The sequence below is a fragment of the Calothrix rhizosoleniae SC01 genome, from assembly GCF_900185595.1.
In the GTDB taxonomy this organism is placed as follows: domain Bacteria; phylum Cyanobacteriota; class Cyanobacteriia; order Cyanobacteriales; family Nostocaceae; genus Calothrix_A; species Calothrix_A rhizosoleniae.
In genome coordinates, this window is record NZ_FYBH01000057.1 from 13,943 (window position 1) to 34,459 (window position 20,517).

A 20,517-nucleotide genomic window follows, 5' to 3' on the forward strand; every position below is an offset into this window, starting at 1 on the left:
ATAACATTAACCACGCCGTGCCCATGAGTGAAGAAGTGAGGGAGTGAGGGATTGAAAAAGCTCCAAATTTATCTGTGGGATAAATCTAAAATCTAAAATCTAAAATCTAAAATTGTTTGACTGAGAAATGTGATGAACTGGATAATAATTGCCATGATTTTGGCCTTACTCATTCCTATTTATGAAGCTTGGCAGGATGAGAATATTTGGCAAAAAATGTTGGCTTTTGCCAGCATTGCGACCAAAACATCCATGATGATCCTAGTTGTATCTGTCTTGCGGGATGACTGGATGATAGGTGTGGTTGGCGTACTGATTTTAACTGTAGGGAATGCTGCCTTAATGCTGCTTGCTCATGTTATCAAACGAATGAATGCAATATGATTATTAATCTTCTTAGTTATATTTGTATCGGTTTAGGAATTATTTTTTGGTTCTGGGGAACATTGCCCTTAATTGGCGATCGCTCTGTTTTATTTAAGCTCCATAGTCTTTCAGTTGCAGATACCCTGGGTTCTATGAGTATTATTGTCGGGTTACTCCTGAAAATTCCCCAAGAATGGCCCCTATTGATTTTAGCACTGATTTCCTTAGCAATTTGGAATACAGTTTTAGGGTATGTGTTGGCTTACTGCTCCAGTAGTGGAGGTGGGAATGACTGAGGATTTATATATTGTCGTAATTACAGCACTGCTTCCCTTAACTGCTTGCACCTTAGTTTTGCAGGTTAACCCATATCATGCCCTAGTAATTCGCGGTATTCTGGGGGCTGTTGCAGCATTAGTCTATGCCCTCTTTGGAGCTGCGGACGTGGCATTGACAGAAGCTTTGGTGGGTACCATGCTCTCTATTACACTATATGCGGTGGCAGTGCGATCATCCCTCAGGATGCGCCTGGGCGTGCTTGAAAATGAACCTAATGGAAATGCAAAACCCCCAGAGCAATTAGTTTCAAGTTTACGCAAAACTTTAAGTAAGTACCATATGGGTCTTGAAGTATTAACCTATACTAGTATTCAAGCCTTGCAAACCGCTTTGGTCACCAAAGAAATTCATACAATGTATGTTTCATCAGAGCAGTGGATTCCCTGGAATTCTCCTCAATCCCTCCCTCTAGATGAACAACCCCTAAATCATATCCAGACACGCATCCAACGTCTTTATGAAATTATGCAAAAAGAACTGTCACCAGACTTGGTAAATTTGACCTATATCCAACCATCTAGCATCAGCCAGTCCAATAATCATGGAAAATCTGATTCGGTGGAGGTTCAAAAATGAAGTGGATATACATAGCAGCAGGCATATCTTTATACATTAAGATGCTTGTTTTCCCCAATCCAGCTATAGATTCAACCGATATGTCCATCATTGAATCGGTTGTGCAAGATAGCGGAGTACCGAATGCAGTGTCGGGCATAATTTTCAGAAATCGGCTCTACGACACAATCTTTGAAGTTATAGTTTTCACCCTCGCAATTATGGGAGTACGGTTCCTCCTAGCTAATGAACAACCATCTTGCACAATCTACCAGTTTAGCGATCGCCCTTCGATTATTCTGGCAAGATTGGGAGCCACTATTGCAGTCTTAATCAGCGTCGAATTAGCAATTCGTGGTCACTTGAGTCCTGGTGGTGGTTTTGCAGCTGGGGTTGCAGGGGGAACGGCTATCGGGTTAGTAGCAGTTACATCTTCTACAGAATGGATGGAAAGGATTTATCAAAAATGGCGAGCAGCAACTGTAGAAAAAATTTCTGTGCTAATTTTTATCATCCTTGCAGCCATAACATTGATTGGTTATGAGTTACCCCATGGTCAAATTGGTACATTATTTAGTGGAGGGACAATTCCATTACTGAATATTTTGGTAACAATCAAGGTAGCTTTAGGTTCTTGGGCAGCAATTTTACTGTTCATTCGCTATCGAGGTTTATTATAATTGCACCTCCTGACTTCTAACCGAGGGATAGGGAGCAGGGGGAAGGAAAAACCCTACCTAGATAATTGGTGGTGAAAAATTTTTCATTTGCACTACCTTCTTCAATCAGCAAACCCTAAATATACTCAGCCTGAATACTTTTCATGAAAACTTTGATTCTGTGTCTAAAAAAATAAAGTTTTCATGAAGACAACTAGGTATTATTCCTATAATTAACATTTTTTGGTAAAGAGCATTGTCTATAATTTCTTGAATATTTCCTTTACCATTTATTTATAAATAAAAAACTTGACATTTCTGACTTTTTTTAATAGACCGACCAGTGATATCAAGTTCGGGAGATTACTTATTATTCGGATCATGGTGCCAACATATTACAACTCTTTCTCCCTCTGCACCCTACCCCCTTGCAGTCTTAACCATAAGTCTTTAACCAGACATGATATGAAGGGTGGAATAGCTATAATTTTGTAGCGTCAGCTTTTAACCAGTGGTTTTGTGGAAGACATACTAGTAATCGAGGTTGCGGAAATCAACCTGCCGTTTCAAATTAACTAACAAATTATGATATTAAAACTTTTGACTGAACCACAGTGTTACTACTTCTACAGATAGAGAAAAATTAATTGTTATCACAGTTAACCACTATTTATTCACCCATAAGATAGAGTTGGGAAGAGTACTTTTTACCATAAACTATATGTTTGTTGTAAGTTGTTTTGTATATTTCTTAGTAGTTTAATGTTGCCTTGCCATACTTCTGCTATACGAGTCCTCTTGGTTGATGATCACGAATTGACCCGTTTAACTCTGAAATTAGCTTTTTCGAATCAAGCAAATATACAGATAGTCGGTTTAGCCACTAATGGCAAAGAAGCAATTGATATTGCCAAACAAAGTCATCCGGACGTAGTTATCCTTGATTTGCAAATGCCAGTCATGGATGGTTGGAGTGCTTCTTGTCAAATCAAAGCCATAGCTCCTACTACACAAATTATTGCTTACTCTTCAGTGGAAGATAGCAAGTTCCAAGCAGCAAAAGCTATGGGGAAATGGGATGCTTTTTGTCAAAAAGACATTCCCACCACAGAATTGATTGCTTTAGCAAAAAAATTAGGAAAAAAATCAGTAAATGGTTTTAGTTGCAAAACTAATTAGTAGTTGCGATTATATTTATATAACTAAAAAGTAGTTTTTATCGTTTTTACCATTAATTATGGTCAGCAGAACCTTGAGTCAATGGTTGCTGCCGACTTATAGTAACTTATAGTACTAGTGCCTAGAACATTCAGTTAGTTCCCTGCTCTGGAAAAGTGCGTTGAAATTCATCAAGCAACTCATCCATTTCTTCTAAAGCCTGATTTACATCTATTCTCAAACTGCCTAAATTCGGTTGTTCCAGTAAGCTAAGTAAATATTCACGTTTATTTTGCACAGCGTTAATTCGTTGTTTGATAGTCTCTTTATCCATAGCTTGATTATCCCCCTACTGAAATATCATCAAATTTAAACTTAACTCAAAACTAACTGCTTGGGTTTGCTTGATATGATTTTACTTGCTTTATTTTTGATAAAAATAGCACTACCAAAGTAAGTTAGGACATTTTTACAGACTGAAACCTATAAGTAGTAAAGTTATTACTTATTACTTGCGCGTAGCGCTATAATTGGTCTTCCCTAATTGACTAGGGATCACCGATGATAAGAAAGCTAGATACTGAGAATATATACCCAATTTATCATTATGTTTCGTCGAATTTCTCTAGGCTCCCTGGGTTTAACCATAGGCGGTATTCTGACTATCATTGGTTTCGTAGCCTATGGTGCTGATAATGCCACCCTGAATTTAGTGGGTTTTTTTTACGGTATTCCTCTACTATTGGGAGGGTTAGCACTCAAAGCCAATGAGCTTAAACCCGTTCCCTTTAGTCAACCCACAACCCCAAAAGTATTGGAACTGCGTCAGCAACAAGCAACTACCACCCAAAGTAAAATCCTAGAGGATATTACCCGCTACCGCTACGGGCAGGATGCTCATTTAGATAGCACTATGACAGCCTTGGGTTTAAGTCCAACAGATGAGGAAAGACCTGAAGTTACCAGTGTACGAGAAATAGACAAGGACGGAGCTTACGCTTTAATTTTGGAATTTGATTCCCCGGAAATATCAATTGATATTTGGCAGGAAAAACAGGAAAAAATGACAAAATTTTTTGGTCCAGGAGTCAAAGTAGAGATGGCACAACCCAGTACCGATCAAGTGGAGTTGATGCTAATTAAATCTCCAGAATAATTCCTCTGGTGTGGGAGGTGTGGAGAGTGTGGGGAGTGTGGGAGGATAGTCATAATTACTGAAGGCTTGCCCGTATTACTATGACCAATGGCTATTGTTAGTGATCACTTTTCCAAACGCACAGCGTACCACTGCAAATATTCTCCCGCACCAACATCTAACTCACAAGTGGTGTCGAGTAAATGTTCCGACTGAGCCGCAATAGAATCAAATTGTTGTAAATCTAATGGTAAATCCTGGGGACTCATTTCTTCTAGGATACCTTGGAGCTTTTGTTGTAACTCAGACTTGGTAAGAAATTGTTCTGGTTGGTTTGTCTCCAAAACAACAAAATGCTCTTGCTGATACATTAATGGATCTGGCATGGTAGGCAATTTGAATATTAATCAATTAAGAAAGGATAATTTATTTTCCATCCTTACCATAATAAGTCTCAACTAGGTTTCGTATTGATGCTAACTTCTGTTTGTTTGAGAATTGTTCACTAAACTGCTTCTGTAGTAATTCAGTAGCCTTATTGCTATCTAGAGGTCGAGAAAAGAAATAACCTTGTCCATATTCACAACCAAGTTGCTGCAATTTTACTTGCTGTATTGCTGTCTCTACCCCTTCAGCAACCACATCTAGATTCAACATATGACTGAGGGTGATAATAGTACGAACAATCGCACTATCTTCTTCAGTATTGCCCATATTATTAACGAAGGAGCGATCTACTTTCAGGGTATTAATTGGGAAACGATGTAAATAACTTAAGGAAGAATATCCTGTACCAAAATCATCAATGCTAAGCTGTAGATTCAAACTTTTCAGTTTTTGCAGTATAGAGATAGCAGTTTCTACATCTTGCATTGCTACAGTTTCAGTAATTTCTAGCTTTAGATTGTGCCCATCTAGGCGATTTTTTTGCAAAATTTGCTCAATTTCTGTCACCAAATTTGGTTGAGTTAATTGGTGTCCAGAAAGATTAATACTCATTATCAGTGGTAAATCAAAGGGAAATTGAGTATGCCAAATAGACAATTGATGACATGCTGATTCTAAAATCCACTTACCTAAGGGAATAATTAGCCCTGTATCTTCTGCAATAGGGATAAAATCCCCAGGAGAAATAAATCCATCTTCAGGATGTTGCCACCTTACCAGAGATTCAAAACCAATGATATTACCTGTTTCCATCGATACAATCGGTTGATAATTGAGATAAAATTCCTCCTTCTCTAGGGCACGACGCATATCTGTCTCCAGTCGTAAACGCTTAATAACCTGAGTATGCATAGCCGTAGCAAAGACTTGCTGATTAGCTTTCCCCAAATCTTTAGCCCAATACATCGCTGTTTGTCCATCTCGCAACAGTTCGTCTGCTTTATGGTTAAGTTCAGGCTGATGAAAGGCTATACCAATACTGGCGCTACTGAATACCTGTTTATTTTTATAATTGAAAGGTACGGACAATTTCTGCTGTAGGCTATCAGCTAAATTATTTACTTCACTGCTATCAGTAATATTTCTCACTAAAATAGCGAACTCATCTCCCCCCACCCTGGCAATAATTCCCTTGCTGCCTACATCAGCTTTTAATCTGGAGGCAAAATCTACTAATAATAAATCGCCCATTTCATAACCATAACTTTCATTTACTAATTTGAAGCGATCAAGATCCAAACACAACAAAGCAAATTCTGATTTTTTAAAGAGTTTTTTATGAGCGATCGCCAACTGCAAATTATGCAAGAATAATTTCCGATTAGGTAGATCCGTGAGGCTATCGTGTAGCCTATTGTACTGAACTTTGTAAGTACTAATACTTGCACTAGTGAGCAGTAATGCTAGGGCTGGAGAAATAATCGGTATCCAAGCCAATTGGGTGAAAAATCCCCAGCAAATAGTAGTTAAAACTCCTAAGGCAATTGTTGCAGTCAATATCTGGTAGAACATATTCCGTGTTTTCCATCCCAGATAGCCTCCGATTAAAGCCCAACCCCATATCCAGAAAACTTCTACCCATTCAGACCAAAACCAGAATAATGTTTGTTTATCTAGGGTAGTGCGGAGAATTTGGCTGACTAATTGAGCATGGATTAATACACCGGGGGTGCCTGGGTTGTGCAACCTATTCCGAGCATAGGGAGTTAAGAATCTATCCTTAATACTAGTGGCAGTTGTACCAATGAGTACTACCTTGTTCTTAATCCATTCCGGTTTAACTTGTCCATCCAATAATTGACTAAGGGATACCCGTCGTGCTGTTTTACCATCCGAACGATAGTCAATTAGTACTTGATATCCTGTGTCATCAATATCTTGATATCCACCAGAATTGGCTCCTAAAGCTGGAAATGGTGTCTTGCCTAGGTGCAGAGCATCTGGTGTCATGTTGAGTGAAATATCTTGTGTTTCCAGATATTTGAGACTTAAACGCAGAGCAAATGAGTAGTACTTATCATTACCTTGATAAGCATAGAGTAAATTCCGACGCACAACTCCATCTGTGTCAATCACAAAATCATTGAAGCCAATTCTGTCTGAGGTTATGCCAGGGATGGGAGAGATTTCTTCAGTATTGACATCACCAAGACTATAAATGGTGATTACATTGGACATTTGTAGTTCTTTTAACAGAGGCTTACGACCTGGTAATTGTGGTATATCACGGTATATATCTAAACCAATTACCTTTGGCTGAGACTGTTGTAGTTTCTGCAATGCTTGGGAAATAGTACGATCAGAAATGGGCCACCGTTTCTGTTTTTTAATGTCAGCTTCTGTGATTTCTACAACCAACAGTCGTGGATCAGCACCTGTATCCTTTTGCAAAGACACCATAGCATCAAAATTCACTAATTCTAGAAACTGTAACCAGCCTAGTTGTTTAATACCCAGTACCATTCCAGTAATGATAATACTGATAGCAATCATCGATTGTTGCCACTTGAGTGTGGTAACAGATAGTTTAATTTGATGATAAAAATACTTATTAAATAATGAAAAAAAATCTCTGTTAAATTTAGCAAACATAAATATCAATATAAATAAAAATATAATTTTACTCTTAAATTATTTTCAATAATAGAGGGAGCATTTAATAATTTGAATATTTTTTTATTATTAGCAATAGGTCTTAATTTTTACTATAAGATTACCCATTAATTTTAATTTCCTCTCTCCATTTTTTTGTTCATTTAAAAGAAATTCATTAGCTAAAAGCTGAATTAGGTCTTTGACCTATTTCAGCTTTGACATCATGAAAATGCTATCTGACTTGTTGCTTTATCAGTGCAATCAAGCCGAATTATCAGATATTTATTTTTCTTTATTTATTTTCAGTTTCAACAGTGGCTGTTGGGCAATCACATCTAATTTTTCATATTGTAATAGCTCTTTCCAACTATTAGCTAACAAGGAATCATTCAGTTTCTCATGACGTTTTTTTGCCAGCTTCACTAATTTATCCTGCCAGAGATTATTCACTGCTACTCTTTTAATCCATCCATCCACAACAATATCATGAGCCCTGTTTTTTGGATCGCAGAGCACTGAAAAGTACCAGCGATGCATTTTATTCATGGCAAGTGGGGCGATAGAATCAGGTAAACTGACATTGATTACCCCTCCAGTACTATCTGTTGTGAAGGCTTTTTCATAAACAATATTACGATTATCATCTTGCAAAACTAACTCTACCATTGTGGGTTTAGAAGTTTTGGGTAAGTAAAACAAAAAATAGGGATATGCTGATTTTGTTAATACCAAATTGTTCTCTGGGGTCAATGCTGTTAATCGCCCACGCATATCCTCATTACATCCGCGTGATCCACCTCCATATCTACGTCCTGGTAAACCCTCTCTAGATTTTTTCCCAGAGTTTGCTGTTACCTGATCTAATAAAGAAAAAGACAAAGAGATGCTAAGGATAGATGTTAAGCAAATAGCTATGACCTGTCTGGTTTTGAAAATCTTGTTCATAATGTTTTGCCTGACCTAGATATGAGTGTTCCCAGGAGGGAGAAGTCAAAAATAAAATATTTAATCCAATCCTCTTCCATGTTTAGCTAAATTTTTTATTGATCCGCCTTGAGGGCAAAGCAGAATGTAAGTCATTGCGGTGGAAGAGGTTCCCGACATAAAGCAAGTGGTGTAATCCGAAGGGCAGAGAGTAGCTTCGCTGGAGGAAAAATAAGTTTTAAGTTAACCCTTTTGTCTTGCCAAATCTGGTTTTAATACCCCTAGTAACTCGTAGATTTAATGGTCTATAATTATAGAGGCTCAGAACCATACAATAATTGAATATTCTGCCTTGTTTAACAAAGAGGACTATTAATATTATTGATAATCGATAGAAGTATTAAATGGGAAATTAAATTCATATTCTTCACTTCCTTTTTATCAAAACAGTTCTCAAATCAACTATTGGAAAAATACGGATATTCTCCATGAAAAAATTAAGTAAAATTACATAAAAAATTTTTTCCCTATTTATCTGTAATATACTGTAAGTTTTTTCATGAAGATTTAGACCATTAATTTGCTTTCTTAAAAACCTCCATCAAATTAATCCTTGCAACGACGGCGACGCAACCAACCAAATAAACCCATAATTCCTAAACCTGCCATCATACTTGGCTCTGGTACATCAGTAGATTGATGATTATTGGAGTACTCTTGATTGAAGAACATACTGTACCCATTTTCGATCCCATCTTCTCCTGTATGCACCTTTTCAGCATATTCACTGGAACTCAATTTTTTAGTATCCATTTCTTGCCAAAAGCCCCATCCAGAACTCCAGTAACCATCAGAAATGCGGCTCATATAAAAACCCCATCCAGAATTCCAAGAACCATCACTACTACGACTCATATCGTAGTTATAAGCCTTGAGAATCTGGTCTAGACTGTTTGTCGCATGATTGATTTGCTTTTCGGCTGTCTTTTCATCAACTTGGTTCATAAGCATGATTGCTTGGGTCAATTTTGGCTCCCAAATATCTTTCTGTTCTCTACTAGCTTTTTTAACAATGTCTAATAAAGTTGCAGTTTGCTGTAAACTTGCTGTTGCCAATTTCTCTTGTAGTTGTTCCGCAGAGCCTTCCAACCACTGTCTAACTTGTAACTCCACTCCACTCAATAGGACTTGATAACCATTCATGAGTTGAGTATATTTTTCATCTTGTCCTTTAACCAGTGTATTAATTAAATCTTGTAATGCTTCCTCTTCTAACTCGGCTCTTTTAATACCATCCTTTTCTTTTTTGAGCGACTTATCTAAATCTTTCTCAATTTTGTCAAGTTCTGACTTAACTTTCTTTTTATCTGCTTTATTTGCTAGTTCTTGCTCATATTTCTCCAATGATTGCACGGCATTGAGTTCTTGCTTGAGATTATTTACTGCTTGTGTCATTGCTTCTATGCTTGGTGTTGTTTGCAGGTTTGCAAGCTTTTGCCGTAAATCATTTAATTCTGCTAGTTGCAGTTGCAGACTTTGTTGTTGTGTCTGATAGTCTTCTAAATTAGTTTGGAGCTCGTCTTGTTTTGCTTGTAACTTGTTGATTTCCTTCTGAATTTTATCGCGGTCTGACTGCTTAGTTTTAGTTTCTAGTTTCGCCTGTTGTTCGCCTATTTTTTTCTGAACAGATGCCAAGTCATCTTTGATTTTATTCTCTTTCTTCAGTAAATCTTTCTCCGTTTTCAGTAAATCTGAAAATTCATCTTCTTTGCTTTTTATCTCATCTTCCTTAGCTTCCCGTTGCACTTTTAGTGCTTGTTCTTCAGCCTTTAACTGAGCTTCTTGAGGTAATAATTCGTTTTGTAGTCGCTCGATTTGGAATTCTGCGATCGCTAGTCTTTCTTGAGATAATTGTTTGATCGTCTCAGCCGCCGGTTTAGTCAGTAAATCCTCTAATTTATTCCAATCCAGTCCAATATCTCTGACCTTAGTAGCAATTTTACCTTCTGCAATTTTCGTTAATTCGCTAAGACCAGTTTGATCGCTAAGCTTTTCTTGGCGATCCCAACCAATGACATCCAACACTTGCAAATCTAAATCTGTAATATCTAACTTTTCTCCCCTACCAATCACGGGATTCATAATTCCCAAGGGATTACCATTTTCATCACCCTTTTCTGACCAGTGACTAGTTTGATAAGAAGTTCCATCCGCAAAGTTCCCTAATTTAGTTTTACCTCCATCAATAGAAAAGAAGGTATTACTACTGTTAGACCAGTCAAAAACTTCTTTTTCTTTACTTTCTTCCGAAAAGCGATATAAATCCATCGTGCTAACTAAAGTTGTATCTTTTTCGTCGATTAATTTACCATTTTCTTTCGCTTGAGTATCCAACAATTTAAATGCATCAACACCACTTAAAAATCCTAAATTGTGACCAATTTCATGTTGAGCCACACTCAGAATATCAAACTTATTACTATCAACTTCAGCATTGGGATCGCTAACTCGAGAAAAGTCCCAAATAGAGTCTTGAGCAAATTCACCTTGGGGATTCTGAGCCTGCCAATTAGTATAACTAACAATATTCCCATTGGCATCAAGCATGGAATTACTGAGGAGAATTTGGCCATCGAAGCCATCATCATCACCTTCAATCAAACCCAATGCTTTAGCATTAGCACGGGTCGTCCAAATTTTCTTATTATTGTCATTACCGTTCTTATCAATCACGGTATTGTCATTTAATTTTTCTATCTTATCAGCTTTGTGACTATGCTTAAACTTAACACTACTGCTATCATCTACCCGCATCTTAAACTTTGAAGTCTCAAACTTAATCAAGTTACGGTTCAAGGTTTTTAGTTTTTCAAAATCTAGCTGTTTAAATATATCTTGAGCTTGAGCAGTAATGATGTTGTTAGAATTAGACTTTATACCAGAAATATTAGAATCTACGGAAAAACCTTGTGATTGTAATATATTCAAGTTTTGCTCATAGTTATTGTATTTTAAATCAACACCCAAAGCTTGTAAAAACCCTTCTGAAAACCCTTTATCATCTTGATCAATTTGTAGATTTTTGAAAGCTGTTAAATCATCTGCGGAAGTAATATCACGAAAAGAATTATTCAAAAATTGATTATAATCAACTTTGAGCATAGCTGGACGTGCTGCACCCAATCCTTGGGTATTAGGAAGTTGGGTAAAACCTACGTGAAGATTGATAATTGTATCCCGCTCACAAAAGCAATCTGCATCTAAATAGGTATCTTGCAATTTAGATGACCAAATATCACCAGCCGCTTCAAATCCATCAATTATTTCCTGACGGGTGTCGGGAGTATAAGTAAAGTTGAATGTCACCGCTTGAGCAGGATTGCTAATCAGAGTTGTAGTACAAGCGATGATTGGTGCTAATTGCTTCAGATAATTAATTTTAGGAAAAAATCTGTATTTCATAACCACTCATCACGTTTTCGATTTTGGATTAGGGTAACAATTACTGGATGCTCCATTTGAGCTTTTCATCCATAGCAAGAATTAACAATAAAAGTTTTTATTTAACAACAAAAGACAAAATGCTGAATCCATTAACTGTGCTGTGTTCTGTGTCACAGTTATATTTCTCCAAGCAAATAAATATGAAGAGTGATACTGCTGAACTTCTAGTTTGTAGGGACTTCACGGTTCTTTCGTCTCAGTTTAAAAATTAAATTAAGTACATTTGAGTAAAAATAACTATTTAATACTTCATTTAGCTAAGTGCATAATTTCAAATCCTTACCATCAGAGGATCAACAGCTTTTATTTACATATTTTATGTACTTTTTGATACAGATTGTGGTTGAATTCAGCTTAATAAAAGTGATGAAGAAAGCTTTATAGAGGATGCGATCGCTACCGAGATTTTCCCATGCTTCACAGTAACGGAATCGATCTTTGCAGAATAAATACAATCAATATATTAGTAGGCAATGGCTCACTTATTACTTAACCTCAGTTCGGGTTAAGGAGCTTTATTTCACTTTGAGAGGCTGATTAATGCCTGAAACAACGCAAACACGTTTATGAAGACCAAAATCAGGTAACGATATAATCAGGGTTTGAGCTTATCCCGAACTCAGGTTACTTATTAATTGCGCGTAGCATTATATTTCTGTCATGGGAACCATGTGCATAGTTGAGATACTTTTACCTGCAAAATTAGCACTAAAGCAAAATTCTGCATTCTTCCTTGGTACAGACAGTTACTGGATAATTAGGTAAAACACCCCTTGGCGAATTCAAAAGGATAGGACAAGTTATATAAGTATAACCAAAAAAATATACCTTTTGTGCTAGTTTTAGCTACGAATTTATACGTAATTCAATGTACTACCATTCCAGATAATCCTAGTAAAGATTTCCAGACACATTATCTATAAACCGTCACCCTATCAAACCTTAATAGTGCCTATATATCGCAATCCCCATATGCGTTAAGACATTGTTAAAGCACCAAATCTATGAACAGTAAACTTATTACTTCTTAACTTATGATTTATTACTTATTCCTTGCATTTAGCGCTATATGCCAAATAGATCAACAGATATAAATGGGCGCAATCGATGATGGATAATCAAGCAAATATAAAATTACCAAGACAGTATTTTTCTCATATTGCAATAGTCAGTGGAATAACCCTTTGTAGTTTAAGTACAATACCCCCAGCCAAAGCAGAAATATCTGCAACCCCATCTGCGGACACTACCCTTTCCAACGGACAAACCATCGTTTCACCAGGAACGGAAACAGGGAGTTTTTTGATTAAAGGAGGAACACAAGCTGGTAATAACTTATTTCACAGCTTTAAGGAGTTCTCTGTTCCGACAAATGGCTCCGTGATTTTTAAAAATGATGACAGTTTGGCAAACATTATCAACCGCGTCACTGGTAACTTGGAATCGAACATTGATGGTTTAATTAAAACTCAAGGTCGCGCCAACTTTTTTCTGATCAATCCCAACGGTATTATCTTTGGTCCGAATGCTTCCTTAAATATTGGTGGTTCATTGATCGCCAGTACAGCTAGCAGCGTCAAACTTTCTAATGGGGATGAATTTAGCGCCACCAATCCTCAATCACCCTTACTCACCGTTAGTGTTCCTCAGGGTCTACAATTTGGTAACCAAACAGCATCAATTGTCAATCAATCTCAAGCTAAGGATGTTCGAGGACAAACTGTTGGACTTCAGGGGAAACCTAATACAACTCTGGCACTTATAGGCGGTGAGGTGAAGGGAGAAGGTGGTTATATCACTGTTCCTGGAGGTAATGTAGAAGTAGCAAGTGTAGAAAAAAATAGTTTTGTTAGTTTGCTCTCCAAATCTCAGACTCAAAGATTCAACTTGGGATATGCAGACGACCAAAAATTTAAAGATATAGACCTAAATGGGTCGTTGATTGATGTTAGTGGTTCCGGTGCTGGTAGTATTCAGATTTGGGGTAAAAAAGTCAATTTGAATCAATCCCGTCTTTTTGCACGAACATCTACTTCGGGGACTGAAAGTGGTGATGGAATTACTCTCCGAGGCGATCAACTGAATATAAATAATTCTCTTGTCCAGTCAATAACATATGGTTCTGTCAAAGGTGGGGACATCACTCTTGAAGCCAAGAAAGTCACTGTTCAAGGATTGTGGACAACCATATCCGCAGAAACAAAGGGTACAGGTAATGGGGGTAAATTAACCATTCGCGCTGATGATGATGTGCAATTAGATCATCTGAGTCTCTTAGGTACTGAAAGCACGGGTAAGGGTAATGCTGGTGATGTGTTAATTGAAGGTAAAAGGGTAGCTATCCATAATGGTTCACAGGTAGGAGTCAATGTATTTGCAGAAGGGTCTGGTGGTAAATTAGAAGTCAACGCTTCTGAGTCCATTGATCTTGTCGGAGATGCAGAACTATTTGGCGATCGCTTTGCCAGTGGTTTGCTAGTAGAAACTAGGGGAACAGGAAAAGCAGCAGAGGTAAAACTAACAACTGACAAGTTAAGTATCCGCGATGGCGCACGAATATCTGCTTCTACTTTCGCTGAAGGAGATGGAAGTACAGTCAATATTCAAGCTCTAGAGGTAGACCTGATAGGTACTGCAATCACTGGTAAACCTGGTGGTTTATTTAACCAAGTTGAACCAAGAGCAACGGGTCAGGGGGGCAACATTAAACTGACAACTGAAAAATTACTGATTCAAGATGGAGCACAAGTATCAGTTAGTACATTTGGTATTGGGGATGCCGGTCGTATTTCTGTGATTGCGACCCAGTCGTTGGAAGTGAAAGGGGATGATTCAGATGGTGCTTTTACTGGCTTATTTGCTCAAGTTGAACGTAAGCAGAAAGAGCTACCAGCTACAGGTAAGGGTGGTAATATTTTCCTAAATACTGAAAAATTGACTGTCAAAGGTTCTAAGGCAAGGATTTCAGCCTCCACAGGGGACTTCGGTATAGGAGGTAATGTCATTATTAATGCTAAAGATGTTCTAGTGGAGAATGGTGCCCAAATTCAAGCAGCAACTAGGGGATTTGCTGATGCTGGCAAGATAGAAGTAACTGCTGATACCCTTCAAATCATAAGTGCAAATGTTTTTCCCAGTGCTTTAGTGACTTCCACCCAAGGTGATGCAGCTGCTGGTAACTTAAATGTGAATACTAAAAATCTGTTGATTCAAGATGGAGGAAGAATTTCTGCCTCTACCTTTGGTGCTGGTGTGGGAGGAGAAATAAACATCAACGCCACAGATATACAACTAATTGGCAATTTAGCTACGGAAGAGTTTACTACTGGTTTATTTACTAAAACTCAAGGTTTGGGAAATGCAGGCAAACTTAATATCAAAACTGATAAATTACTAGTTACAAATGGGGCAAAAGTATCCGCAGAAACCACCGGTGGTTTAGGTGGCAGTATTAATTTGATCGCTAATAGCTTGGAAGTAAGTAATGGCGCACAATTCCGCACTAATACAGCTGGTAAGAGCGATGCCGGTAATATTATGATGCAAGTCAGAGATAGCATTCTACTTACAGGTACTGATAGTGGTATATTTGCCAGCACCACAGCCGATTCTCTGGGGAATGGAGGTAAAATTGACATTGACCCCATCAGCTTTATCATCCGGGATGGGGCAAAGATTGCAGTGGATAGCCAGGGAACGGGAACTGGTGGTGATATTCGGCTAGTGGCTGATTCCCTAACCTTAGATGAGGGAAAAATCTCTGCTGAAACCAGCAGTAACACTGGCGGCAATATTAACCTGCAACTGAAAGACTTATTATCATTACGCAATGGTAGTCAAATTTCTACTACTGCTGGTAATCAACTGTTTGGCGGTGATGGGGGCAACATTACCATTAGCAGCACTTTTATCTTCGCTCCTTCCATAGAGAATAGTGACATTACTGCCAATGCCTTTATTGGACGGGGAGGTAATATTCAAATTAATACTGATGGAATATTTGGTATAGAATTTCGGGAATTATCAACTAATATAAGTGATATTACTGCCAGTTCTACTTTTGGTGTCAGTGGTGCTGTGGACATCAAGTCTCCGGAAGTAGATCCATCCCAAGGATTAGTTGAATTGCCAGAAAAAACTACAGATGCCTCAAAATTGATTGCCCGAGGTTGTACTGCTAGTCCTGGACAGGTAGCAAGTAGATTTATGGTTAAGGGGAAGGGGGGATTAGCTCCTAGTCCTGAAGATATTTTTAGTGGCGATCGCATTTTACAAGATTTACAGGCAACTCCCATTAAAAATCAACAAAATCTAGCCAAAACGACGATTTCACCTAGTAATATTTCCCGTCCTTCTCATGCCCTAGTAGAGGCTCAAGCAATGGTAATCAATGCCCGAGGTGAAATTGTATTAACGGCACAAGCGCCAAAGGCAAAATCCCGTAGTTCTTGGTCACCTAAAACAAATTGTTATGGCAATTAAGCCAGGAAGAGACGAGAGAGCCGGGAGCAGGAGAGAAACCTCATACATGAATGTAGAGAACAGCGCGGTCTTGGGGGTCTCCCCCATGAGCGACTGCATCAAGAAAGGAATTTATTGAGAAAGAGTGCTTATGCATCGCAGCACAATTAGTTCTAATTTTTCCACAAATAAATTTGGGGGTTTGTATCCTTTTCTTTTTCGGTCAAACAATTTTGGATTTTATATTAGACATCTGACATAAATATTATATATATAATTTTCTGATGATGAAAAAATACAGTATTTGGGTACATCGCCGTTTAATACTATTTATATTTTGTCTATTATTAGGACTTATTTCTACTTTGTTGATTCCATCGGGGTTGATATTTCCTCTGACTGTAAAAGCTGCATCTCCTTCATCTACAAGTCAATTCATAGCTGATACAACCCAAGGAGAACAGCAAGGTAAGGAATACTATGAAGCAGGGCAATTCTCTACAGCAATAAAAATTTGGCAACAGGTTCTCAAAGTTTACCAATCCCAAGGAGATAAACTCAACCAAGCCAGAGTTCTCAATAATCTTTCCTTGGGTTATCAGCAATTGGGATTGTGGTCTCAAGCGAACCAAACTATTACCGATAGCTTACAATTATTAGAGCAAAAGCAAAGTAAATACTCATCACAACAACTAAAAGTTCTAGCTCAAGCCTTAAATACCCAAGGTAGTCTCCAACTAGCCACAGGAAAATCTCAAGCAGCCGTAGAAACCTGGCAAACAGCAGCTGATATCTACAAGCAAGCAAAAAATGAAATTGGGGTAATTCGCAGCTTAATCAATAAATCCCAGGGTTTGAGGAGTTTAGGGTTATATACTCATTCCTTATCCACCCTCACACAAGTAGAGCAAATACTGCAAAAACAACCCGATTCTGCCCTCAAAGCATCAGGATTACGTAGTCTAGGCGTTAACCTGCGCTTAGTCAGGAAATTAGAAGCAGCACAGCAGGCATTACAATCAAGTTTAGCGATCGCTAAAAAAGTCTCATCTCCGTGGGAAATTACCTCTACATTAATAGATTTGGGTAATCTGGCTCGGGTACAACAAGATACCAAATCTGCTGTGGAACTCTATCAACAAGCAGCCTCCACGGCTCCCTCCCAACAGTTGAAAATCCATGCCCAACTCAATCAATTGAGCATCTTAATTGATACCAAGCAATGGGAACAGGCTCACGGATTGAGAAGTCAAATCCAGACCGAAATTGTAAATCTCAACCCCAATAGAAGTGGGATTTATGCCCAGCTAAATTTTGCCGAAAGTTTGATTCGCTTACACCAGGCAAAAATTCCAGATTCACCAACCATCGCAACCATTGCCCAATTGATTGCTACTAGCGAACAGCAAGCTAAAGCCTTGGGAGATAAGCAAGCTCAAGCCTATGCTCTAGGTAAACTGGGTAGGCTTTACGAACAGACTCAGCAATGGGAAAGTGCCCAAAAGCTAACCGAAAAAGCCCTGATGCTAGCCCAAGGCATGAATATACCGGAAATTACCTACCGTTGGCAATGGCAGTTAGGGAGAATATTTACAGCCCAGGGAAATACCCAAGCAGCGATCCCAGTTTATAATCAAGCAGTAACAACCCTGCAATCTCTGCGTAGCGATTTAGTCACAGTCGATTCAGATTTGCAGTTTTCCTTTCGAGAAAGTGTAGAACCAGTTTACCGAGAACTAGTTAGTTTATTACTCCAACCAAACCCATCAAAACTTAGTCAAAAATCTGTAAAATCAGAACCAAGCCAAAAATATCTCATCCAAGCCCGCCAAGTGATTGAGTCATTACAAGTAGCTGAGTTAGATGACTTTTTTCGTGATGCCTGTTTAGATACAAAAACCATAGGAATAGATAAATTTGATACTCAAGCAGCAGTCATCTATCCCATCATTTTGGCAGATCGGTTAGACATTATTCTCCAACTACCACATCAACCACTACGTCACTATTCCACTCCTATCCCTCAGAAACAGCTGGAGACACATGTAGAAAAGTTGCGTAAAACTTTAGTTATCCGTAGTAGATTTACCTTTAAGCCCTTATCAAAAGAACTGTATAATTGGTTAATTCGTCCTGCGGAAAAAGACTTAGCCAACAGTGGAGCCAAAACCTTAGTATTTGTACTTGATGGTGTATTACGAAATATTCCCATGGCAATTCTTCATGATGGGAATCAATATCTACTAGAAAAGTACAGCATTGGTCTGACTCCAGGTCTAAAGTTACTACCTCCCCAGCAACTGCAACAAAGAGAAGAATTTAAGGTGCTTGGTGCTGGTTTAACTAAAGCACGGCAAGGTTTTTCACCTCTAGAGTATGTGAACAAAGAATTCAAGGAAATCAAATCTAAAATTCCCAGTGTAGTTTTATTAAACCAGAAATTTACTCGCGAAAATATAGAAAATAACTTACAATCCAATTTTTTCCCTATCATTCATATTGCCACCCATGGAAAGTTTAGCTCTAAAGCAGTAGATACCTTTATTTTGACTTGGGATAACCGGATTCACATCCAGGACTTAGATCAACTGCTCCAAATTAACAACCAGAAATCCCAACAGGCGATCGAAATGTTAGTTCTCAGTGCTTGCGAGACTGCATCAGGGGATAAGCGTGCAGCCTTGGGTTTAGCAGGAATAGCTGTCAAGGCAGGAGCCCGTAGTACCCTAGCAACATTATGGCCTGTTAATGATGAGGCAACTGCAAAATTAATGAGCAGGTTTTACGAAGAGTTAAACAATACCAAACAGAGCAAAGTGGAAGCATTACGGAAATCCCAGTTAGCTATGTTAAAGGATCCAGCCTACCAACATCCACTTTATTGGGCACCTTACATTTTAGTCGGCAACTGGTTATAATTCGCGGTGCAAAATATCGCAATAACAATTAACATGAGTTCGGGAACGGCTGAAACTCTGATTATATTGTTGTTTAATTTTGTGATCTATTAACGTACATTGGTTATTTCAGACTATCAAAGTAGAATAAACATCTTTTACCCAAACTGACGTTATATTTTCCCAGATTTGGGCAATATAAGTAATAATCTCAACACACAATAGTTATGAATAGGTTAAATACTTTTCTCCAATGGAGTTTTAATGTCTGGGATGTCCAGGTGTGAACCTTTGTTGAACCATCTTTATAGGTACATCTATTTTTGAATCACAGTATTGAAATTGAGTACGAGAGTTGCTGCAAATTAGATTTATCGAGTTATTAAACATTAATATTTAATTTATTAAATAAAAATTAAGTTATGTCAGTTAACACTAACCCTCTACAAGCATCTAATAGACCTCCTTTAGTTTTAATTGCTGATGATGACAAAAACGCCCGTAAGCTTTTGCGTAAAATCATGGAGCAAGAAGGTTATGACGTTATCGATACCACTGATGGTCAACAGTGTTTAGATGCTTACCAGAAAGAAAGACCAGATATAGTTTTGCTAGATGCTATTATGCCAGTAATGGATGGTTTTAATTGTTGCAAACAACTGATTTTACACGATAAAAATAAGTTAGCCCGCACTCTTGAGACCTTAGATAAAGATTCTTCTGTAGAAAATAGTTTTCTTTCTATGATTTGGGATCACACTCCCATTTTAATGATTACGGGGTTAAATGATTCTCAATCAATAGATAAAGCCTTTCAATTTGGTGCAAGTGACTTTATAACTAAGCCGATTCATTTGGCAGTATTACGCCGTCGTGTCAGAAGACTACTACATCAAACTCAAATATATAAACAACTGGAAGCTGCTAACCAGGCTTTACAACATCTAGCGAATGTAGATGGTTTAACTAGTTTGGCAAATCGCCGTCGCTTCGATCAGTATCTCGCTTCTCAGTGGTTGACTCTAGCACAAACCGAATCTCCTTTATCACTAATTTTGTGCGATATTGATTTCTTTAAACTCTATAACGATAAATATGGTCATCCAGCTGGGGATAATTGTTTACAAAAGGTGGCTGGGGTAATTGGTCGTAAAGCTGAGAAAACTCATGATTTAGTTGCACGTTATGGCGGTGAAGAATTTGCTGTGATTTTGCCTAATACTCCTGGAGCAGGTGCAGTTAAGGTGGCATCTGGGATGCAAACAGGAGTTCAACTTATACAAATTCCCCATGCTGACTCCAAGGTAAGTGATTACGTTAGCCTAAGCATAGGAGTTGCAACAACTACTCCCAACTATAATTCTGAACCTACGGATTTAATTTTGACTGCTGACAAAGCTTTATATCAAGCAAAATCAGAAGGTAGAAACCGAATTATCTTTAAGCAAATGCCTCATTCAAAGGATATAGGGCAAGT

The 20,517-nt window shown here is 38.0% G+C and carries 14 protein-coding genes; 9 read left to right on the forward strand and 5 right to left on the reverse strand.

The features are described 5' to 3' along the window. The first annotated feature begins 132 nt into the window (after positions 1–132). The 5 genes from CALSC_RS03280 (at position 133) to CALSC_RS03300 (ending at position 3,098) form a co-directional block, all read left to right on the forward strand. Positions 133–384 carry a hypothetical protein gene (locus tag CALSC_RS03280; protein WP_088239990.1) on the forward strand — a complete coding sequence of 84 codons (252 nt, stop codon included), beginning with the start codon at positions 133–135 and terminating at the stop codon, positions 382–384. Next, positions 384–662 carry a monovalent cation/H(+) antiporter subunit G gene (locus tag CALSC_RS03285; RefSeq protein WP_088240003.1) on the forward strand — a complete coding sequence of 93 codons (279 nt, stop codon included), beginning with the start codon at positions 384–386 and terminating at the stop codon, positions 660–662. Before CALSC_RS03280 ends, CALSC_RS03285 begins: the two co-directional genes overlap by 1 nt. After that, complete coding sequence (locus CALSC_RS03290) at positions 655–1,281, forward strand: DUF4040 domain-containing protein (protein WP_088239991.1); 627 nt, start codon at positions 655–657, stop codon at positions 1,279–1,281. The genes CALSC_RS03285 and CALSC_RS03290 overlap by 8 nt, the downstream gene beginning before the upstream one ends. Continuing rightward, positions 1,278–1,940 carry a Na(+)/H(+) antiporter subunit B gene (locus CALSC_RS03295; RefSeq protein WP_088239992.1) on the forward strand — a complete coding sequence of 221 codons (663 nt, stop codon included), beginning with the start codon at positions 1,278–1,280 and terminating at the stop codon, positions 1,938–1,940. The genes CALSC_RS03290 and CALSC_RS03295 overlap by 4 nt, the downstream gene beginning before the upstream one ends. Before the next feature lie 741 nt (positions 1,941–2,681). Continuing rightward, the gene (locus tag CALSC_RS03300) at positions 2,682–3,098 is read left to right on the forward strand and encodes a response regulator (RefSeq protein WP_088239993.1); all 417 of its coding nucleotides are present in this window, start codon (positions 2,682–2,684) and stop codon (positions 3,096–3,098) included. Positions 3,099–3,228: 130 nt separating this feature from the next. Here the strand turns inward: CALSC_RS03300 and CALSC_RS03305 are convergent, their stop codons facing one another. Continuing rightward, entirely contained in the window at positions 3,229–3,411 is a 183-nt protein-coding gene (locus tag CALSC_RS03305) for a hypothetical protein (protein WP_088239994.1), read from the reverse strand. 273 nt (positions 3,412–3,684) lie between these two features. Between CALSC_RS03305 and CALSC_RS03310 the strand changes: the two genes are divergently transcribed. Then, the gene (locus CALSC_RS03310) at positions 3,685–4,233 is read left to right on the forward strand and encodes a DUF2854 domain-containing protein (RefSeq protein WP_088239995.1); all 549 of its coding nucleotides are present in this window, start codon (positions 3,685–3,687) and stop codon (positions 4,231–4,233) included. Between the two features lie 104 nt (positions 4,234–4,337). Here CALSC_RS03310 and CALSC_RS03315 read toward each other — a convergent pair whose 3' ends face one another. The 4 genes from CALSC_RS03315 to CALSC_RS03330 all read right to left on the reverse strand — a co-directional run bounded on the left by CALSC_RS03315 (position 4,338) and on the right by CALSC_RS03330 (position 11,640). Beyond that, entirely contained in the window at positions 4,338–4,598 is a 261-nt protein-coding gene (locus tag CALSC_RS03315) for a chlororespiratory reduction protein 7 (RefSeq protein WP_088239996.1), read from the reverse strand. Positions 4,599–4,638: 40 nt separating this feature from the next. Then, on the reverse strand, positions 4,639–7,152 hold the full coding sequence (locus CALSC_RS03320) for an EAL domain-containing protein (RefSeq protein ID WP_088240004.1): 2,514 nt from the start codon (positions 7,150–7,152) through the stop codon (positions 4,639–4,641). A gap of 384 nt (positions 7,153–7,536) precedes the next feature. After that, positions 7,537–8,199 (reverse strand): DUF928 domain-containing protein, encoded by a 663-nt coding sequence (locus tag CALSC_RS03325; protein WP_235006666.1) that lies wholly within the window; start codon positions 8,197–8,199, stop codon positions 7,537–7,539. Between the two features lie 585 nt (positions 8,200–8,784). After that, positions 8,785–11,640, reverse strand: a complete 2,856-nt coding sequence (locus CALSC_RS03330) for an NF038122 family metalloprotease (protein ID WP_088239998.1) — start codon at positions 11,638–11,640, stop codon at positions 8,785–8,787. Between the two features lie 1,149 nt (positions 11,641–12,789). Here CALSC_RS03330 and CALSC_RS03335 point away from each other — a divergent pair. The 3 genes from CALSC_RS03335 to CALSC_RS03345 all read left to right on the forward strand — a co-directional run. After that, positions 12,790–16,164, forward strand: coding sequence for a two-partner secretion domain-containing protein (locus tag CALSC_RS03335; protein WP_088239999.1), 3,375 nt, complete (start codon positions 12,790–12,792; stop codon positions 16,162–16,164). Between the two features lie 263 nt (positions 16,165–16,427). Beyond that, a complete protein-coding gene (locus tag CALSC_RS03340; protein WP_235006667.1) occupies positions 16,428–19,061 on the forward strand; it encodes a CHAT domain-containing protein in 2,634 nt (877 codons plus the stop codon). A 401-nt stretch (positions 19,062–19,462) separates the two neighbouring features. Then, positions 19,463–20,517: response regulator (locus CALSC_RS03345; protein ID WP_088240001.1), on the forward strand; the 1,055-nt coding region annotated here is incomplete at its 3' end.

What these genes read in the sequence shown, in the direction of transcription:
- CALSC_RS03340 (WP_235006667.1), top strand. Translation starts at nt 16,428, where the DNA reads ATGATGAAAAAATACAGTATTTGGGTACATCGCCGTTTAATACTATTT.
- CALSC_RS03310 (WP_088239995.1), top strand. Translation starts at nt 3,685, where the DNA reads ATGTTTCGTCGAATTTCTCTAGGCTCCCTGGGTTTAACCATAGGCGGT.
- CALSC_RS03305 (WP_088239994.1), bottom strand. Translation starts at nt 3,411, where the DNA reads ATGGATAAAGAGACTATCAAACAACGAATTAACGCTGTGCAAAATAAA.
- CALSC_RS03290 (WP_088239991.1), top strand. Translation starts at nt 655, where the DNA reads ATGACTGAGGATTTATATATTGTCGTAATTACAGCACTGCTTCCCTTA.
- CALSC_RS03330 (WP_088239998.1), bottom strand. Translation starts at nt 11,640, where the DNA reads ATGAAATACAGATTTTTTCCTAAAATTAATTATCTGAAGCAATTAGCA.
- CALSC_RS03315 (WP_088239996.1), bottom strand. Translation starts at nt 4,598, where the DNA reads ATGCCAGATCCATTAATGTATCAGCAAGAGCATTTTGTTGTTTTGGAG.
- CALSC_RS03320 (WP_088240004.1), bottom strand. Translation starts at nt 7,152, where the DNA reads ATGATTGCTATCAGTATTATCATTACTGGAATGGTACTGGGTATTAAA.
- CALSC_RS03280 (WP_088239990.1), top strand. Translation starts at nt 133, where the DNA reads ATGAACTGGATAATAATTGCCATGATTTTGGCCTTACTCATTCCTATT.
- CALSC_RS03325 (WP_235006666.1), bottom strand. Translation starts at nt 8,199, where the DNA reads ATGAACAAGATTTTCAAAACCAGACAGGTCATAGCTATTTGCTTAACA.
- CALSC_RS03295 (WP_088239992.1), top strand. Translation starts at nt 1,278, where the DNA reads ATGAAGTGGATATACATAGCAGCAGGCATATCTTTATACATTAAGATG.
- CALSC_RS03300 (WP_088239993.1), top strand. Translation starts at nt 2,682, where the DNA reads ATGTTGCCTTGCCATACTTCTGCTATACGAGTCCTCTTGGTTGATGAT.
- CALSC_RS03335 (WP_088239999.1), top strand. Translation starts at nt 12,790, where the DNA reads ATGATGGATAATCAAGCAAATATAAAATTACCAAGACAGTATTTTTCT.